Annotated in this window: 14 protein-coding genes; 7 read left to right on the top strand and 7 right to left on the bottom strand. The window is 55.1% G+C overall.

What is annotated here, in order from left to right; all coding sequences use genetic code 11:
- Positions 1-50: 50 nt before the first annotated feature.
- From OSO_RS0112670 to OSO_RS0112680, 3 genes are all read right to left on the bottom strand, one after another.
- Positions 51-2,180 (bottom strand): sulfatase-like hydrolase/transferase, encoded by a 2,130-nt coding sequence (locus tag OSO_RS0112670; protein WP_083842856.1) that lies wholly within the window; start codon positions 2,178-2,180, stop codon positions 51-53.
- 349 nt (positions 2,181-2,529) lie between these two features.
- Positions 2,530-2,994, bottom strand: a complete 465-nt coding sequence (locus tag OSO_RS47875) for a hypothetical protein (protein WP_010583680.1) — start codon at positions 2,992-2,994, stop codon at positions 2,530-2,532.
- 272 nt (positions 2,995-3,266) lie between these two features.
- Entirely contained in the window at positions 3,267-4,370 is a 1,104-nt protein-coding gene (locus OSO_RS0112680) for a DUF1559 domain-containing protein (RefSeq protein ID WP_010583681.1), read from the bottom strand.
- Positions 4,371-5,085: 715 nt separating this feature from the next.
- On the opposite strand from OSO_RS0112680, the gene OSO_RS47880 reads away from it, so the two are divergent.
- From OSO_RS47880 to OSO_RS0112700, 3 genes are all read left to right on the top strand, one after another.
- The gene (locus tag OSO_RS47880; RefSeq protein WP_010583682.1) at positions 5,086-6,549 is read left to right on the top strand and encodes an ankyrin repeat domain-containing protein; all 1,464 of its coding nucleotides are present in this window, start codon (positions 5,086-5,088) and stop codon (positions 6,547-6,549) included.
- Positions 6,550-6,720: 171 nt separating this feature from the next.
- On the top strand, positions 6,721-8,043 hold the full coding sequence (locus OSO_RS0112690; protein WP_010583683.1) for an MFS transporter: 1,323 nt from the start codon (positions 6,721-6,723) through the stop codon (positions 8,041-8,043).
- A 278-nt stretch (positions 8,044-8,321) separates the two neighbouring features.
- The gene (locus OSO_RS0112700; protein ID WP_010583684.1) at positions 8,322-9,539 is read left to right on the top strand and encodes a hypothetical protein; all 1,218 of its coding nucleotides are present in this window, start codon (positions 8,322-8,324) and stop codon (positions 9,537-9,539) included.
- A gap of 15 nt (positions 9,540-9,554) precedes the next feature.
- Here the strand turns inward: OSO_RS0112700 and OSO_RS0112705 are convergent, their stop codons facing one another.
- The 4 genes from OSO_RS0112705 to OSO_RS47885 form a co-directional block, all read right to left on the bottom strand.
- Positions 9,555-10,226: a class I SAM-dependent methyltransferase gene (locus OSO_RS0112705; protein WP_237729278.1), complete on the bottom strand. Its 672-nt coding sequence runs from the start codon at positions 10,224-10,226 to the stop codon at positions 9,555-9,557.
- A 272-nt stretch (positions 10,227-10,498) separates the two neighbouring features.
- Positions 10,499-11,182, bottom strand: coding sequence for a class I SAM-dependent methyltransferase (locus OSO_RS0112710; protein ID WP_010583686.1), 684 nt, complete (start codon positions 11,180-11,182; stop codon positions 10,499-10,501).
- A 145-nt stretch (positions 11,183-11,327) separates the two neighbouring features.
- Positions 11,328-11,795, bottom strand: coding sequence for an Rrf2 family transcriptional regulator (locus tag OSO_RS0112715; protein WP_010583687.1), 468 nt, complete (start codon positions 11,793-11,795; stop codon positions 11,328-11,330).
- 178 nt (positions 11,796-11,973) lie between these two features.
- Positions 11,974-13,983: an SUMF1/EgtB/PvdO family nonheme iron enzyme gene (locus OSO_RS47885; RefSeq protein WP_162130538.1), complete on the bottom strand. Its 2,010-nt coding sequence runs from the start codon at positions 13,981-13,983 to the stop codon at positions 11,974-11,976.
- Positions 13,984-14,240: 257 nt separating this feature from the next.
- Here OSO_RS47885 and OSO_RS43310 point away from each other — a divergent pair, with 257 nt between their 5' ends.
- From OSO_RS43310 to OSO_RS0112740, 4 genes are read left to right on the top strand one after another with little or no spacing between them, the layout of a single operon-like run.
- Entirely contained in the window at positions 14,241-14,756 is a 516-nt protein-coding gene (locus tag OSO_RS43310) for an RNA polymerase sigma factor (protein WP_010583689.1), read from the top strand.
- A complete protein-coding gene (locus tag OSO_RS0112730) occupies positions 14,717-15,379 on the top strand; it encodes a hypothetical protein (RefSeq protein ID WP_010583690.1) in 663 nt (220 codons plus the stop codon). The genes OSO_RS43310 and OSO_RS0112730 overlap by 40 nt, the downstream gene beginning before the upstream one ends.
- Positions 15,376-16,893 carry a hypothetical protein gene (locus OSO_RS0112735; RefSeq protein ID WP_010583691.1) on the top strand — a complete coding sequence of 506 codons (1,518 nt, stop codon included), beginning with the start codon at positions 15,376-15,378 and terminating at the stop codon, positions 16,891-16,893. The genes OSO_RS0112730 and OSO_RS0112735 overlap by 4 nt, the downstream gene beginning before the upstream one ends.
- The gene (locus OSO_RS0112740; RefSeq protein ID WP_010583692.1) at positions 16,890-18,422 is read left to right on the top strand and encodes a DUF1559 family PulG-like putative transporter; all 1,533 of its coding nucleotides are present in this window, start codon (positions 16,890-16,892) and stop codon (positions 18,420-18,422) included. Before OSO_RS0112735 ends, OSO_RS0112740 begins: the two co-directional genes overlap by 4 nt.
- Positions 18,423-18,556: the final 134 nt, after the last annotated feature.

Below are 18,556 nucleotides of genomic sequence, written 5' to 3' on the forward strand. Positions count from 1 at the left end.
GTTGGAGCCTTGTCAGATTTCGAAACGCGAACGAGGGTAGAAAGGGACGTCTAACGACGACCGAGAGAGCCTTTCGCCTGCTGGATCAACTGCAAAGGCCGGGGATCGTCGGGGCGCAACTGATGCGCCCTCTCCAATTGTGTAATCCCCTCTGGAATTTGCCTCTGCATCGTCAGCGCGACCCCCAACTGCAACCGGGCTTCAAACGACGACGAATCCAGATCAACCCCCTTCTGAGCATGGACGACCGCATCGACAGCGTTGCCGAGCTGCAGCTCAAGATGAGCCAGATTGATGTACGCCATCAAAAAGCCAGGATCATATTTGACGGCCTGCTTGAAACTCGCGATCGCATCGCGGGGACGATTGCCTCGCGCCATGAGCAGTCCCAATTGAAAATGAGCGATGACGAACGCCGGATCGGCCTTGATTGCTTCACGGTATTCCAAGATCGCTTCGTCGAACTTATCCAGCTGAGTTAACGTCTGAGCCAGGTCGAGATGGAATTGAGATCCGTCTGGATCCAATTTGATCGCGCGACGAAATTCCTGTGCGGCTTGGTCAAACTGACCTCGCTTCACGTAAACCACCGCCAAGTGAGCATGAGCAATCGCGTTCTCGGGTTGTGGATCGAGCAGTTGACGGTACGTCGCTTCTGCTTCATCCAAGCGATTCTGCTCGCGCAGGACATCCCCCAGAACAAGATACGCCATCGGAAGTTTGTCCGTGGCAGCAATGATTTTCTTCGCGAGTTCTCCTGCCTCGTCGAATTGGCGTTGCCGCAGCAGCGATTGCGCAGCGTAGATCATGTTGCAGTACGGAAGCATGTCCTTCATGTCCGGCAGCGTTTCATCTGGAGAAACGGCGGCATCGTCACCTTTGCTTCCAGCCACATAACCGAGTGCCGCGAGTTTTTGCCGATCGCTTGTGGAGAGATTCAGATTGCTCGCCTCCGAAACAACGAACTGTTCCTGCATCGCCTCCAAAATTGACTGCATTTCGATGAGTCGATCATGGTCGGTCGAAACGAGATTGTTTTCTTCCCGCGGGTCGTCCGCCAGATTGAACAACTCGGGGCGAGTCGTGTGAATGAACTTCCACTTGCCGGAAATGACGGTATGAAGCGGGCACCAACGGTTGCCTCGAAATGGCGCCTCGGTCTCGGCATAGCACGGAACTTCCTGAACCGTATCACCCGCCAATGCCGCCCGAAGACTGCGACCGCTGAAATGCTTTGGCGCCGGCACACCCGCAAGATCCAACAGCGTGGGGGTCAGGTCCACTAGCGAAACAGGTTCGGCAACTCGCAGTCCCGGTCGGCAATATTTTCCTCCACCTGCGATGACCAGAGGCACGTGCAACGTGCTGTTGTAGACCAGCATCGAATGCTCTTCTTCATCGTGCTCGCCCAACCCTTCACCGTGATCGCCTGCCACGACAACCAGCGTCTGATCATCAAGGTGCTCGTCACGCAAGAATCGCCGGACTCGTTCCAACTGCTGATCTTCGACCGCGATTCCGGCGTCATAGGGCTGTTGTGCAAACTTGTCACCGAAACGATTGGGACGCGCGTCATACGGATCATGTGCGTCGTACAGATGAATCCAGCAGAAAAATGGCCGTGACGTCCGATTCTTCAGCCACGCAAGCGCCGCCGTGACAACCGACTCGCCATCGCGGCGTCGATCGGTCGAATGGGCCGCGGCTTTCGTCCCTGAGAGATCATCGTCATAAACATCGAACCCTCGCTCAAGCCCGAATTTGGAATCCAGCACGAACGCCGCGACGAAGGCCCCGGTCTGGTACCCATGTCGCTGCAACAGTTCCGGCAACAACGGAATGTCTTTGGTCAGCCGCCCCGCCCCATTGAGCCGCAATCCATGTTCGGGTGGGTACAGCCCTGTCAGCATGGTTGTGTGCGAAACCAGTGTCAGGGGCGCAGGGGCGTAGGCTCGCTCAAACACGACACCTGTTTTTGCCAAATCGTCAAGACTTTCCGTCAACCCTTGCGTGTAGCCATAGGCCCCAATGTGATCCGCTCGCGTGGTATCGAACGTGATCAGAATCACATTCGGCCGACTGGGACGCCAGAAGGAATAACCCGTCAGCACAAGGGCAATTGCCGAGACAAACACGCACACTCGAATCGATCGAGATCGCACCGCTGTGGATAGATTCACGGAAACACTTATTGTAAACGACTTGTGATAGTAAACAGCTTATTGAAATAGCGGGACGGGCTCATTCTTCTGCGGCAAAGAGAAGGATTATTGGGAACAAAGCACGATGGACTCCAATGCCCCTGGCGAATGTGCTTGCCTCCTTCTCTCGAGTCACCGTTTGCAGCCCGAAGAGAGTGGGACAGGCACATTTTCCCGGTTCAATTAGAATCCACGGTGCATCGGCTTGAGTCATCCAACCAACCATCCATCTACTGCGGGAAGATGAGCCAGTCCCCGACCTGTGAACGGTGACTTCTCTCGGAGTCACCTTATTTCAATAGGTTGTTAAACAGACTGCAAACATGCGCTATTTGGTTGTCAGCTCAAACTTCAACTCCTTTTGAGGTTCGCCTTCAACAACTTTCAGCGTAAATCGGGACTTACGAGGATCACTATAGCGATCCTTGAGGAGATCAGTTCCAACAAAACTGCCCGTGGATTTACGGTATACTTTCCCCAGAAATGTCAGTTTATACTCACCCGCTGGCAGCCCATCACCGGCCGAATAGGTGGTGAATTCAAAGTGACCACCTTTACCCGTGACCACCGGCCGGGGGGACCCGATTCGTTGCGAGCCGTCAGCACTATGCAGCAAAATCGCAATTTTCTCTTCGGGCGTTCCATTCACAAGGACGTTGCCGCTGACAGGTGTCACAACCTTCACATCACCGTGCATGATTTTGTTCAGTCGCTCGCTGTCCGAAAGGCCGCTGCTGCACCCCGCAAGGATCGTCACGACCAGCCCTGCACACAATTTCCCAAGAATTGACATAACAGACTCTTCCCAAACGCCAGACACCGACGCTGATGTTTCATTGGACCACAAAACAGAACAGGCACCGAGTCGCCTGAGGAGAGTCACCGTTCACGGGTCAGCAAGGGGACTTGACGCAATCTCATCGGCAACGCGTATCATGTCAAAACGGTCCTACGCGGCATGACACGCCGGTTGCGACGCAATCCCAAATCCGAAAACGGTGACTCCGAGGAGACAACCCGGTGCGAGTTCCCGACATCACAAACAGACTCGTGGCAGAACGCCGATCAGAATTCGCCGTTCGGTGAACCCGAACCCTGTGTGACCCCTTCTGCAAACACAACGTTTGACATATTCTGAGCCAAAAAGCGAACCGTTCCGTCGCCCATTAGGACGTGCGCGCCACCGGGGTGGAAGGCGTACATGCTGTAATCAAAGAGGTTTGTGCAGTTAATCACACAGGGGCCCTCGTTGCCGCTACCGAGCAGGTCGGAACCTTTGAACCAGAGTTGGACGCTGTTCCAGTCAGTCCAAGCCCCTCCGTACACCGAACTGGTCGTCATGGTCACCGGGCCAATAACACCCTGGACCGGTCCGCCGCTGCCCTGAGACAACGTGCTGCTTCCGTTAGGCGACGTGTAAATCAGTTTTCCGTTTGAATACCAGTTGGGACGACCAGCAATTTCACACATCAGAAACGTATTCGAAGTCCCATCGGTGACCTGAGCGACTGACGGACGCATCGTGGACGTGTTCAGAATTCCAGACCTGTCAACCACGGAAGGCTTGGCTGCCTGGTAGATGTTCGCAAGAGTGTGGCGAATCCCGCTCGACGCACCGTAATCGTTTGCACTACCGACATTGTATGCACCCGTGACCCCGTTCTGGGCCAGAGTTGCATCTTGACTGATCACCAGAGTCGAGTTTCGGGGAACCGAGGGGCACATCAAAGCGGTAATCGCCGTCGACGAGAACGTCGTAAAATTCTGCGACGCCGCGTAGTTCGTCCCACCGACGGAACTCATGTTCAGCGGTCCACCTGTGGCGGTGCCGAATCCAATTGGCACGCTGAAATTAATCTGGCTATAAAGATTTCCCTGATCGATATACGGCAGTAGGTATTCGATGAATCCGTGGGCGTTATAGTCATTTCGAGGCGCGGGAAGATTATCAACCGTGCCGACTGGTGGAAACTGATTGAACGTCGACTCGTAGTTGAAAAACGCCAACCCCAGTTGCTTCAAGTTATTCTTGCATTGAGTACGGCGGGCAGCCTCACGCGCCTGTTGCACAGCAGGTAACAATAGTGCAATTAACACTGCAATAATTGCGATGACCACTAACAATTCGATCAAGGTAAATCCCGACCTACGAAACCAAGTCCTGAACATTCGCCAATCCTCAAAAACAACAACTCAAGATGGCGCCGGTCTCGCCTAATGGCAAGCGGGGCGACGATCGGAATTATAGGGAGAAACAATGAAGAGGCGATGAACAAAGCACGTTCGATCGGTAGTGATAGTCAATCCGCACCTGATACATCTTTTTGAATGATATGTTCCTGTCCGACAATAGGTTGCACGTTACCCATAGACACCAGCGATGAATTAGATGAACAAGATGCAAGGTTCGTCGCTTCGGTAAAGTGCGTGACAAAACCGCAGGCGCGAATCAACTAGAAAATCAGGATGTTGACGACAACCGTCTCACCCTGCCATAAGATGACAAATACGTTAGAAGTTGACATGGCACTTTGTATACCACCCCTGGCAATCGTTCGCAGACCGGAGACAGAGAGGGACGGGCAAACTCCCCTCAGAATGTCATGTAACCGATCACCGTCTGAAGAGAGGGGAACAGGGCACATTTCCCCGGACCATTGGAATCCACAGTGCTTCGGCCATGGCAACTCTGTCCTTAGTCGCGGGAAAATGAGTTAGTCCCCGGCCTGTGAACGGTTACGAATGTCATTCGTCACGCGGCTTTCGTATCTTTTTTTGGTACGTACGCCGCCAATTCGTTGGTCTCCATTTTCCTCAGAATTCGGCGAGTGTGACGCCTGAACATTTGTGACTTATGCACAAGAGCACGCGAGGAGAGACTGCGATGACGCTTTCCGATTTTCACGGCATCAAGGCCAAGTCAGCAATCGACGCACTCGCCATCGCGGCGGGGGCCGGCATGATCAAACAAATGCAACTCCTGCTCGCTGACGGCACAGATATCAATGGGGTCGCATCATTTCCGCAGGTGACTCCACTCGCATCCGCTGCGGGAGACGGCGTCATCAAATCCGTCGAGTTTCTGCTCAAAAACGGTGCAGACATTAACAATCCCGGCCCCAACCACAAGACGCCGCTGATGCATGCATGCTCCTGCGGCGGGAAGAAGGGATCGCAGGTCGCGGCGGCACTGATAAAAGCAGGCGCGGACATTGCATGCGTCCGCAGTTCCGACGAAATGACCGCGTTGAAGTTTGCTGTCGGCAATTCCACACCTGAATTGATTCAAATGCTCATCGATCACGGCGCAGACGTGGATGGACCTCCAGGAACGGATCAGACAGCCTTAATGCTGGCAGCGAGAGCAGACGACGTCGAGGCACTTAAGGTGCTGGTCCGCAATGGAGCCGATACGTCACGCCCCTGCAAATTGCCTTGGGCGAAGAATCGGACCGCGTTGGGACTCGCGGGATTAGAGAAGTGTAAAAAGGCCGTGAAATTTCTCACTTCTCTCGATTCCGATGCGCCCGTCGTGAGCGAGCAGGCTCCCATTCTCACGCCAGACAACCCACTCTTTCCACTTCTCCCTTGGATCAAGCGTCAAGAACGGCCCTGTTGGCTGCCCATGGTGGAAGATGGCGATGGTGACGTCATGACATCCAAGTTCGGTGGCATTCCATGGCTGGATGTGAATGAATCCTGGCCAACTTGCAAAGCATGCCACCTGCCGCTCGAACTATTTCTTCAGCTGAATCTCGCGGAGCTTCCCGCGGAGCTGAACAGCCGCTTTGGAACCGGGCTGCTGCAATTTTTCTATTGCACAGAGCAGGGCGAAGAGTGCGAGGGTGAGAATGGTTGGGAACCGTTTTCGGATTCTGTTTCTCGCGTCAGAATTGTGTCACCGCACGGCATGGCAGCTCAGATTCCTTGCCAAAACCGGTGTGACGCCAAGCGGATCATCGAATGGGAAAAAACCGTTGACTACCCGAGTCCGGCCGAGCACGACCAGTTGGGCATCATCATCGACTACCACTTCAATGACGTACCGTTCAAGCCGACGGAAATAACCTGCAAGGAACTCGGACTGCATTTCACGGGTATCGAATTTGTGGACTCCCTTGGAGAAATCGTCCAGAGTCTTCCGGGAGACAAACTCGCAGGCTGGCCGTGTTGGGTTCAAGGAGTCGAGTATCCCCACTGTCCAAAATGTGGTGAGCGAATGGAGCTCCTGTTCCAGATCGGATCGGAAGATCATATTCCGTTCATGTTTGGCGACTGTGGGATCGGCCATATCACACAGTGCCGCCAACACAAAGAGGTTGTCGCTTTCGGTTGGGCATGCTCCTGAAATTCCTCCAACTTGGGAATCTGACTTTTCACCGCGTTGTTGTCCACCCCATGATGGCCAACGTAGAATCCGCCAATCTTGAAATCATCCCCCAGTGTCGATCGTAACACCCAAGGCCACGGTCGGCGGGTGACGGCGATTTCTTTCTCCTGTTGAAAATCAAATTGATCCATGAAATCTCAATCGGTTCATACCGCCGGAACGGCTGACACTTCTGGCGCTGCCGTTCTCGCCATGGAGCAGCCCATGGCAAAGGAAATCACCTCACTACGTGACATCGATTCCCAGCAATGGAAGTCGGGGATTGCGGCATGGCTAGGGTGGATGTTCGACGGATTGGACATGCACCTGTACACGCTCGTCGCGACGCCCTTTGTGGCGCAACTGCTGGGGGGTGTTCCGACCACCGATCCAACCGTCGGGCGATACGCATCGATCATCCAGGCGGCGTTCCTGGTTGGCTGGGCTTTGGGCGGCGGGTTCTTCGGATTGATCGCTGACCGACTGGGACGAAGCCGGGCGTTGTGTCTAACGATCCTGACATATGCGATTTTCACCGGCCTGTCGGTCTTCGCGCAAACCTGGTGGCACCTGATGATCCTGCGTTTTCTAGCCGCACTCGGGATCGGGGGCGAATGGGCCGTCGGTGCGTCGTTGCTCTCGGAAACCTGGCCGCGTAAATGGCGGCCCTGGCTTGCCGCCGTGCTGCAAACCGCCGTGAACGTCGGCGTCCTGGGCGCGGGGCTCGCGAACTCAATCATGGCCAGCGCGCCACCGCGATATTTGTTTCTGGTCGGCGTGCTGCCCGCCCTGCTCGTACTCTGGATTCGCCGCGCCGTGCCGGAGCCAGAAGAATGGCATGCCGCCAAGGCGAGTGGCCAGCATCGCGATCCCGCATTCGCCGAGCTGTTCCGCGGAGACACGTTACGTGTCACGCTGTGGGTCATGATCGGTTGCGGCATTTCGCTAACCGCCCACTGGGCCTTCATGTTCTGGCATCAACAGCATCTGCGTAATCTACCGGATGTGCTCGTGATGACAGCGGAACAAAAAAATCAACTGGCCAGCACGGCCATGTATCTGGTCATCGGCTCGTCGATTGTCGGAAACTTTGTCGCGGGCGGGGTTGCTCAACGGATCGGCTATCGCGCCACGATCGCGTGGACATTTTTTGCCTACTTCGCCGCGATGTTTGGTGCCTACATCGTGCCACGTCCGCACACAGAACTGTTGTTCTGGCTGCCTTTGATCGGCTTTTGTCAGGGCGGGTTCGCACTCTTCACGATGTACATCCCGCCGCTGTTTCCCACGATGTTACGAACGACCGGCGCCGGCTTTTGCTACAACATCGGCCGCATTGCCGCAGCGGTCGGTACGGTGGTGTTCGGCCTCTACTCTCAAGTGGGAGACCACCGCGCCGCACTGCTTTACGCAGGCTTTCTGTTCCTGCCGGCGGCATTTGTCACGTTCATGATGCCACACTCGAAAGATTAATCTGTCACGTTCAAGACATCCGTCGATGTGACCGACGCCACAGCCAGTGATGTTGATGATTTTCGGGGCAGGAGACGGAATCGAAAATAGAAGTCACTGTTCATAGGTCGGGGACTGGCTCATTTTCCCGCGGTAAAGGGAAGGGTTGCTCTGGTCGATGCACTGCGGATTTCCATGAACCTGGAAATCGCGCCTGTCCCCCTCTCTTCGGACTGTGAGAGGTGACACAATAACGTCCGCCCCGACCATGAAATTCCAACGGCAAATCGAGAACCGTAATGGCAATCGAATCCGAACCGCTCGTGACAAGCCTGTCGAGGCCCTTGATACGATGGATTAGCGGTTGGAATCATCCGATTCCCGGCCGTGAAGCGGATTGGAGCGCACTGTCCGAAGATCCCGAGGCGCGATTGTCCGAAGGAGCGATGACCTTCCCCACATTGGGTCTCAGGGTTTACGCCTTTTATTTCTTACTGCTGGCACTGACGTGGCCGCTGACGGTGATCTACTTCCAAAATGGCGGGATGCATTCGCTCGTCGCCGCGATTTTCGGAATCGGCGCGATCCTTTGGTACGTGATTGGTTGCGCCGTCCTGTCGCGACGAAAATTGGTACTCGATTCGATCGGCTTTCATATTGTTCAGGGCGAGTCCGACACATTCGTCCCCTGGACAAGCCTTCTGATCAATCGTGACTGGCGAGAAAAAGGTTTCGCCTGGACACTTCCCGTCACGTCCTCGTTCCATGAAGCGGCCGTGACAACGGAGGATGGCATCACCCGAACGATCGCGAACGGCGGAAAGCTTCATGGAATGTGGAGCATAACGCCCACTCAAATTGTCTTACATTGGACGTATCGACTCGATCCGAATCTGTTCCGCGAGATTGCCATGCGGATGGCCGCATCGCCCTTTGACGACACAAACGCCACTCGGGTGGGTCCCCTGAAGGAACGTCGTTGGATCAATGATCCGTCCCATAATATCGAACGAGAGATGGAGCAGTTACCCGAGGGTGTTTTCATTCTGGAGAATGGCGCACTCCAAGTCCCGGCTGCCGCGCTGACGTTTCCCGCCGTGTGCTGTTCCTGTGCGACCGCCACGAGAACAGCCAAGGACGTCACTATCAAAACGCAACTCTACTGGCGACTTCCGGTCCTGAAAAAAGGCGTGCTCACCATTCCCACGTGCGACGATTGCTGGATGAGATCACGGCGTTGGTTTTGGATGACAATTCTTGCGATCCAAGCAATCTTTGTAGTCGCTTTCGTCATTACGATTTTTCAAACACTCTTCGTACCACCGGTTATTTACGCTGTCGCCAATCTCGCAGTGCTGTTGCTCACCTGCCTCACTTATCGCCTGATGCCACCGATCTGGAGTGTCGCTGACGTCACATTCAATCCGGCGACGAACGAGTATCGCTTTCATTTTTCGAACGCAGACTACCGAGATCAGATCATCCGCGGTATCCGTGTGCGAGATCATGGCGTATGACGCCCAAGTGCGCGGTCATTCCTTGTGCCCGACGATCATGTAGTGACGTGGCATCGACTCGGGTACGACTTCGACGCGAAAGCCCACCGACGCGAGCTCCTTCGCAACGTACTCAGGGGCGAGTCGCATTGCCTTCGGCGGACCGGTCTCTGCATTAACTTCATGGTCCACCACCACGAACCGCCCGCCCTGCTTCAGCCCTTCATACACTTTCTTGGCGTAGGCTTCTCGCTTTCTGACGTGATGCCACGTGTCGAGTGTCAGCACGCCATCCACACTTTGGGGATTGAGTTGGGGATCATCCGTACCGACTTTTTTCGGCACGATCCTGGCGGGGCCCAGGTCTAGGCTTCGCTTCGTCAAATACTCGATCATGGCGGCCTCGGCATCAATGGCGATCACCGTACCATTGGGTCCGACCGCCTGGCTTAAGAACGCCACCATATAGCCCGTTCCCGCGCCGATGTCGGCAACCGCTGTCCCCGGTTTCAGCGCCAGCGCTGCCACAATTTGATCCGGGTGCTGCCACGTATCGCGATCCGGGTCATTCCACTTCTTCGCACGCTCGGCAGGATCAACGAAGGCGTGATGATGGTTGTGATCTTCATGACTGGCCCGCGCTTCCTGATGAGCCCCTTTTTCTTGTTGAGGCCTCTGATTGATCGATTGATCGCTACTAACCTCCACCAAAGCGACCTCATTCCCCTGACCGCACCCTGCGACACAGCCCATAGCAATTACAATTACAAGGAGTAAAAACTTGACACAGTTCTTCATGACGTCGCCACCTTTCAATACCGCCTGGTGCCTTGGATTGGCGAGCCGCTCGTGATCCGAATCGAATAGAAGCCGCCCTTCAATCACACCAAGCCCCCGACCCCAATTCACAGGGACGAACAACTCGAATAATCATTTGAATTTGACTCGTACGCTGGCGGCCGAGTGATCGCGTCGACGCATCAGGCGTAGGCCACCCAACCGCGAAACGCAAACCCGGCATAGAACAGGCCGACATTCGAGAAACCGGCATCATGCAGAATCGCTTCGTCCTGCTCTTGCGAGAAAATATGCAATTGCCTGTCAATCGCTGCACGGGCGTTCTCAGCCTGCTCGGGGGCCACGCCTGAATCGATGACGAATGCAGCGTATCGTGACAACCAGAGATCACGCTCACCCTCACCCTGAGGAAAGCTGAAGTGCGCCACCACGAACGGTGCTCCGGGCTTCAGTCGGCGGCGGACTTCGGCTGCAATGCGTCTGCGCTCTTTCAGATCCACGAAATGCAATGTCAGAAGACACGTCGCCGCGTCAAACGGCCCGGCCGGCGCATCATCGACATACCCTTGATGCAGGCGAACGCGCGAGACAAGCGGGCCAAGAGTTCGTTCGGCCAGATTCAGCATCTCAGCAGACGGATCGACTCCATCGAATGTCCATTGGGGCATCGCCTGAGCAAACACGTTCAATTCCAGTCCGCCGCCAGCGCCCAGCACGAGAATGTGGCCAAGCTCGGGAACACGTTCTGAAAGCAGCAGCGTCGTCATCCGCTGCAATCCATTGTAGCCGGGGACAAACCGCGGTGGTCCTTCGGCATATCGCGCCACGGCGTGTGGATCAGAGAACGGATCGATTCGAGCGCTCATAGTTCGATCTCGAGAACGAAAAGGGGAACAAATCCAAGACGGCCACGCGTACCGACATCGCACTCGGCTTCAACTGCGAGAATTCTTCAGGCAGATGACAAATCACGTTGGACGTGGGTCCGTTACACAGCCGACGAGTACGACGTTATGACGCGTGACCATCTTCAAAGTGCTCGTGCGAACCTCCACGCGCCACAAGACGCTCCTGAAGATCGGCACTCAGCATGGCCAGCGTCACTTCACCAAGACGCGCTAGTAGCAGACTCTCTGCGTCATGAAACGCCTGTTGGAGTGCTACATTGACGGCTTGTTCGACAAGGCAGCCAGGTGCCTCCGTCCGGTTACCAATCGCGAGCAACGAAGGATTACCAAGCGCGACGTAGATGTCACGCAATGTCACCTTCGACAGATCGCAGACAAGTGTCCATCCGCCACCATGCCCTTTCTCCGACTGTACGTACAACTGCTTTTTCAACCCCGCCATGATCCGTCGAATCACGACCGGGTTGGTCTGCATGATCTTCGCAAGCATTTCGGACGTGACGGGATCGCTCTGCCCTGCCATGTGCAGCAGGACGTGAAGTACGCCCGATAATCGACTGTCGCGCTTCATGTAACTTCAATTATTACATAAGTTCACACGAGTCAAGGTCCGACCCAAAAATCGTTCTGGCCAGCCGCAGTAGGCAGCAACAGCAACATTGAGGCTCGGAACCACCCTTCGTACAAGAAGGTGTTGCCGCATCTGGATACGCTGCATCGATCAGGCAATCGATCGACCATCTGCCGACTTATTCTTTTTTGATCAACTCATCGACGATTGCGATGAGTTCTTCCCGTAGCTCTGATGAATAGCCCACGTGAACTTTGCGGATGACTCCATTAGGATCAATGACGAGCAGTGTCGGGAATCCATCAATCTCGTATTGCTCAGCCACTTCCCGAGCTTTCAGCACGGGATAGTTCAGACTCATTTTTTTCACGACGGCGGCCGTGTCTTCCTCATCTTCATCCGTGCTCATCCCAATCACGACGACGGGTTGGTTCATGAAATGCAGACCGACCTCGTTCACTTGAGGCATTGCCTTCAGGCACCACGAGCATTGGCGAAACCAGAAATCGAGAATGACCACTTTGCCACGGTATTCTTCCAACGAGTGCTTCTGTCCCGCGAGGTCAACCGCAGTCCAGTTCATGGAGATTTTTCCCACGAGTGGCGATGGAACAGTGTCCCTGTTGACGACCGGTATTGGCGACGTGATCGTCAAGTTGGGTCGAGCCGCGATCAGTTCATCGAGTGCCGCCGGGCTAACGCGAGTCCCCTCTAGATTCAGATCGGTCAATGAATCCATTCTGGCAAGGCTCTTGAGAGCGGCATCCGTGATGGGCGTGGCATTCAAAAATAGTCGTCTCAATGCTTTCAGCTCGGAGAGATGAGCCACACCTTCATCACTGACAGCCGTGTCATAGAGGCAGAGTTCTTGAATATCTGGCAACATTCGAATGTCTCGCATCGCTGCGTTCGAGATCTTCGTTCCGCCCAAATTCAAGGAAAGCACGCCAGGTAAACCTGCAATCTGTTCAATACAGTCACCATGGACGGATGTGTGGGCCAGGTTGACCTCCCGCACGGAATTGAGCGGCCGCAGCAGTTCCAGATCGTCGTCGCGAAGGTGATTGCTGAAGGCGAGGTCAACGGAAAGAATCGGCGCGTCAACTTTGCCAAAATCTCGGCGAACGCTTCCCCTCAGATTCTTGATCTTGATCAGGGCCTGGACGACATCGGGCTCGTCGCCGGGAAACGCACCTGCTTTCCGCGCTGCGGGCTCGAGTGCAGGTCCTGAGCGTTCTGTCTCCACGAGAATAGGAATGGTCTGCTTGAGTTTTTGCAGCGTCGCGACCGTCGAATCAGCGTCTCCGGGGCAGAGCGCGATCCGAAAGCCAATACAGTTACCGCGGGGGATTGGCGACAAACGATCGCGGTGGGCCGACCGACAGGCGTCCGGTAGATCGTTAAAACAGCCACCACGAATCGCTCGATTCCACCCTTCGTCAGCGACATAGGGGTCAACACCACCCGGCAATTTCTGTTGGTAAAAGTCACGACACCATTCGCTCGCATTGCCGTGCATATCGAACAGTCCCCAGGCATTCGGCCGCTTCTGTCCAACACGATGGGCGTATCGCTCACGCTTGCCCGAAGTATTTTCGAAAAACCACGCTGACTCGCCAATCAGAGAATCATCGTCACCGAAATCGAAGCGTGTTTTCGTCCCAGCGCGGCAGGCATATTCCCACTGAGCTTCGGTGGGCAGCGTGTATTCCCAGCCCTCCGGTAGCCGACCAGCGGCGCGTTCTTCACGGCTGAGATTGCAGCAAAACTCCGCCGCATCGAACCAATTGATACACGTCGCCGCAGAATCGTCCTGGTCAGGCACAAAGTGTCGGCAATCGTTCCACGGGCGTGTTTTCATTACCCGATCCCACTCGGCCTGCGTGACTTCGTAGCGGCCCATCCAGAAGCCGTGATTTAATGAAACCTTGATGGCGCGACGATTTTGTTCCGCATTCGGTTCTGATTCAGAGGGCTCCTGAGGGACTTCGACCTGCTCCATCATCAACCCGCCCGGTGGACACCAGACCAGCGTCATCGACAATCCATTATCCGCGCGGACCTGACCAGCATAATTTCCCGCCAAAGAACCATCGTCCGCCATGGTACGCGAGTACTCGGCCAGCACTAACACTTCGAACGCAGAGCAGATCAGAAGGGAAATCAGACGGGCTCCAGCGATCTTCATTTGTTTTGCTCCAGGAACACAAAAGCAGCAAACCACAGACATCGCGTCTTCGCGAAGGTAGCAGTATAAGACACGGATTTGCAATGCTCGCCAGATCGGGAATGACGCAGCGACGTCCGTGAGAGACACGAACCCTCGTCCGAAGTGCGGACCGGGAGTTCTTTTTCTGACGCCAAATTTCCACCATCCCGAATTTCGTGAAAAAACGGCCATCGACCGGCGACATCAGTGAAAAGGTTCAACCGAAGGCTGTGTGAATGACAACCTGGTTCAGTGGAGCGAAGCTGGCGCAACTGCTCGACGAGCATTTTGCGGCGCTCTCACTGTTTGCCTCACAATGGACCGACTCAGCCGAGGACTGCGTCCAGGAGGCGGTACTGGAGCTCGCCCGTCAAACGACGCCGCCCGAGAACATCGTCGCATGGCTATTTCACGTCGTCCGACGACGCGCCATGACGACTCATCGATCGATGTCACGTCGCCGAAGGCACGAGGCGATGGCCGCTCGCCTCGCTCGCGTTTCAAACGAGCGGCATGAAAATGCCGTCGATGTGGAAGAGCTATTGATCGCGTTAGGGGAACTTGGTGACGACGAGCGCGAAGTCATCGTCGCACGAATTTGGGGTGGACTGGGATACGCGGAAGTCGCCCTATCGCTCGAAATCTCGACAGCGACCGCATTTCGTCGATTTGAATCAGGACTGAAAAACCTGAAAGCAGTATTGGAGGCTCGATGCAACAACACGAATCATTCGAATTGCCGAACGACTTGAATGAGTTTGCCAAACGGCTTGCTGCGTTTGAAGCTCATTCCCCAATCAGCAATCGCGATCAGATGGTCTTTGAGGCGGGGCAGGCCGCGGCGCGGACGGTACTGCTCGCGAACGTCTCGTCTTTAGAAAGAACTCTGCACGTCTGGCAGTCTGCGGCGGTCGTGTTATTCGCTTTCTCACTGGGGCTTGGGGCATCGTTGACTCTGCGTCATGAACAGCCACCTCAAATTGTCGTCGCCGAGCGAGGTCCGTCGGTGATTCCCCCCAGCACCGAGCGCGTTCCTGAAACCGGCATCCTTGCCATACGGGAATCGCCCGCGCAGCAATTGGCTTCAATCACGCCTCGAACGGGTCGCGAAGAACCGGAAACACCGAATGTCCACAGTGCGGCAACCGCCCATCCAGCTTCGAATGAGCTCGCAGGATTGCAGACACGGCTGGCATCGATCGAACAAATGGTTGACGGCCTTTCGAATTCCAGCCTGACGTCAGTGAATCCAGAGCGAACAATTGAGTTCGCCTTTCGGGGTGATCCCGCTCCCGTTCTAAGTCACCGGACGTTGCTGCACGGCGAGAGATCTCAAGTTTTGATTAACCGACTCATCGAGGAGCCAAACCTATGACGCGTGACCCAGCAACATTCGCCAGTCGATCAAAAGTGTTCTTGTTATTGTGTTCGTCACTGGCTGTAACTTCGTCGGGAATGGTCGGCTCAGCTTGGGCGGACGAAGATTTTCCCGAACCTGTACCTGCGGTGAAGACGTATGAACTGACGGTCTCGGCCGCGAAGGAACCGAACCCCGCACTGAAACACCGATTCGTCGTTCCACTCACTGAACGACACGCCGGAAACGCGGCGGTGTTTTACAACCGTGCGATCATGGACTTTCTGGAAAGCGGCCGGAAAGAGACCGAGATGCAAGCCTGGTTCGAACTTCCGTTGGACAAGCTTCCACTTGATGAAGTGAGACTGTTTGTGAACCAAAGGCAGGGACTCTTTGGTGACATCAAGACTGCGACGACGTGCGACGCGTGCGATTGGGGAATCCGATTCCAGGAGATGCGAGGCAAAGAGGTCGTCGATTTTCGCTTGATTGAATTTCAGTACGCACGGTCGCTGGCCCGGTTACTACGAACGAAGGCCCGACTCGAAATTGCCGAAAAGCGACTCGACGACGCAATCACGACAGTCGGACAGATCTATCAATTGTCGAACGACTTAGCGAAAGCCCCAAACATTATTGTCAATCTCGTTGGAATCGCGGTCAGTTCGGTCGCGGGTGAAACCGTCATTGATTTGCTGGCGATGGAAAATTTGCCCAACTTGTATTGGGCGTTCCGCGCACTTCCCGATCCGCTCGTGAACATTCAAGCGGCCGCGCATTTGGAATCGACGATGGCCGTTCGCGTCTTCCCGTTCCTGCAAGATGCGGAAACGGCGCAACGTTCTGTCGACGAATGGAAACAATTGCTGACCGAGGCGTTTGTCCAGTTGGGCGAGTGGACCGATCATCCTCAATCGAACTCGGTAGAGAGCCAAGCCCTCTTCACCGCGATGTTGCTGAAGAACTATCCGATTGCCAAGCGCGAATTGATTTCCGCAGGCTATGACGCCCAGCGAATCGAACAGATGCCAGTTGGGCAGGTGATTGCGATCTATGCACGGGACTGCTATGCCCATGTCAGCAGCGAAACCTCGAAATGGCTGCTGGTCCCATTTGCTCAAGGATACGAGCGGCAAAAACAAGCTTCCCAGGAACTGATCGCACAAGGCTATTTTGGCAAGCCTGCAAGCTCGTTGCCCACGCACGACCCCTTGATGATCAATACGGAACTAAGTTATGCGTCGGCCCAAGTGCTACAGGCTTCCAATCGCCAGCGAGTCTTGATTGCGGGCCTGACGGCGGTCGAGGCCATTCGGATGCACGCCGCGGCGAATTCCGGCAAGCCGCCCGCCTCACTTGAACAGATCACAGTCGTTCCCGTCCCCACCAACCCGTCCACGGGAAAACGACCGCTCTACCGAGTCGTCAATCAGCGAGCGGACCTGCTGATCCCACCCACCGACGCGGGTCAAGAATATTCCGGCCGACGCTTTCTGGTCACAATTCGCCCTTCTTCTAAGGAAATGAAATGATTCGCACATTGTCCCTCGCGGGAATCGTGACTTGTGTGATCACATCGTCGGCGATCGCTCAACAGTCGTTGCCGACCGCCGTTCAAGCATGGGTCAACGAGGAAACGGTGCTCGTCGCACGGATCGACCTGACTCGACCTGACCTGGCGACAATCAGCAAGTTCATGATCGAAGTTCCCGATCCCACAGGTCATTTTGGCCAAACGTCGGCGCGGTTTGGAAGGACATTGCAAGACCTCGCCGCGCTCAAAGTTCGTGAAGCGTTTTTCTTGCTGTCGACCGAGAGTCTGCCCTATTTACGTCCGACACTGATCGTTCCAACGGACGGGCCGGACGCAGAGCGGGCCGCAATTGTCGATTCGCTGAAAGCTCAATGGCAGGACGAAGTCACAATCGCGTCCCATGGAGTCATCGTTCACGAATCAGGTTTCGTGGCTCAGGGGCCGCATAAGATGTCGAGCAATCGACCAGAATTTGCGATGGCCCTCGCATCCGTCAAGGATTCTCAGATCCAGATCGCCTTCGGACTGGGAAAAGACGTACGGCGGGTTCTGCAAGAATTTCTTCCTCGATTGCCAAACGAGTTCGGTGGATCGCCGCTTGGCACCGTCACTGAAGGCTGGAACTGGCTGGCCCTGGGCGTCACTCCATCGTCCAGGCCCTCCGTCAAAATGATCGTCCAAGCCAAAGATGTCACGTCGGCCGAAGCTCTTCAACAACTCGTTGCTGCAGGGCTGAAATTGGCACTGGATTCCCCGCAGACGAAAGCGTTTATCGGAAGCGGAACGGGATTGCTTTCGCTCCTTACGCCGTCGAGAGAAACCGATCAGCTTGTGCTTTCGTTGACCGACGCGAATCACGGTGCCAGTCGGCTGATGAATGAAATCGCCACGCCGTTGCTGAATCTGATGGAAACAAATAACCGCAGGTTTCAGACCAAGAATCATCTCAAACGAATCGGTCTGGCGATGCACAACTACCACGATCTGCACAATGCATTTCCCGCAGCCGCGGTCGTAAGTAATGATGGCAAGAAACTGCTCAGTTGGCGCGTTCTCATTCTGCCATTCCTCGATCAGAAGGAATTGTTCGACGAGTTTCATCTCGATGAATCCTGGGACAGCGAACACAATCGCAAGTTGATTAAGCGGATGCCGGACGTGTTCGTGTCATCCAATATCACGCGAGATCAACGAGCGAGTGGCAAGACGACGTTTCTCGTTCCAATCGCGGATAAGACACTCTTTGCAACTTCAGAAGGGAACGCAATTAAACAAATCACCGATGGAACGTCAAACACGATTATGGTCGTCGACTCGAATTCCGACACGGCTGTTGCGTGGACCAGGCCTGATGATCTTGTCATCGATTTTAAACAGCCGCTGAAAGAATTGTCCGGCCAGGCCGATGGACGTATCTGGGCATTGTTCTGCGACGGATCAGTCCGCGCGATTTCCGACAAACTTGACGCGGAAACCATGAGACGACTTTTTCAGATCAACGACGGCGAAGCCATGGGTGAATTCTGATCGCGCTGCATTGTTCGTTGCAAGGGTCGCAATCAGGCTCGCGCATTTCGAAAGGGCCCATGAAATGCCTGCACGGGATCAGCAAGGCTATGGATTCCCGAAAGCGAATCCCAGACCTCGGGATCCATCACGAC

The organism is Schlesneria paludicola DSM 18645 (genome assembly GCF_000255655.1).
Taxonomy (GTDB): domain Bacteria; phylum Planctomycetota; class Planctomycetia; order Planctomycetales; family Planctomycetaceae; genus Schlesneria; species Schlesneria paludicola.

Coding starts and splice junctions, on each gene's coding strand:
- OSO_RS47875 (WP_010583680.1), bottom strand. CDS start 2,994: ATGTCAATTCTTGGGAAATTGTGTGCAGGGCTGGTCGTGACGATCCTT.
- OSO_RS0112680 (WP_010583681.1), bottom strand. CDS start 4,370: ATGTTCAGGACTTGGTTTCGTAGGTCGGGATTTACCTTGATCGAATTG.
- OSO_RS47880 (WP_010583682.1), top strand. CDS start 5,086: ATGACGCTTTCCGATTTTCACGGCATCAAGGCCAAGTCAGCAATCGAC.
- OSO_RS0112690 (WP_010583683.1), top strand. CDS start 6,721: ATGAAATCTCAATCGGTTCATACCGCCGGAACGGCTGACACTTCTGGC.
- OSO_RS0112700 (WP_010583684.1), top strand. CDS start 8,322: ATGGCAATCGAATCCGAACCGCTCGTGACAAGCCTGTCGAGGCCCTTG.
- OSO_RS0112710 (WP_010583686.1), bottom strand. CDS start 11,182: ATGAGCGCTCGAATCGATCCGTTCTCTGATCCACACGCCGTGGCGCGA.
- OSO_RS0112715 (WP_010583687.1), bottom strand. CDS start 11,795: ATGAAGCGCGACAGTCGATTATCGGGCGTACTTCACGTCCTGCTGCAC.
- OSO_RS47885 (WP_162130538.1), bottom strand. CDS start 13,983: ATGAAGATCGCTGGAGCCCGTCTGATTTCCCTTCTGATCTGCTCTGCG.
- OSO_RS43310 (WP_010583689.1), top strand. CDS start 14,241: ATGACAACCTGGTTCAGTGGAGCGAAGCTGGCGCAACTGCTCGACGAG.
- OSO_RS0112730 (WP_010583690.1), top strand. CDS start 14,717: ATGCAACAACACGAATCATTCGAATTGCCGAACGACTTGAATGAGTTT.
- OSO_RS0112735 (WP_010583691.1), top strand. CDS start 15,376: ATGACGCGTGACCCAGCAACATTCGCCAGTCGATCAAAAGTGTTCTTG.
- OSO_RS0112740 (WP_010583692.1), top strand. CDS start 16,890: ATGATTCGCACATTGTCCCTCGCGGGAATCGTGACTTGTGTGATCACA.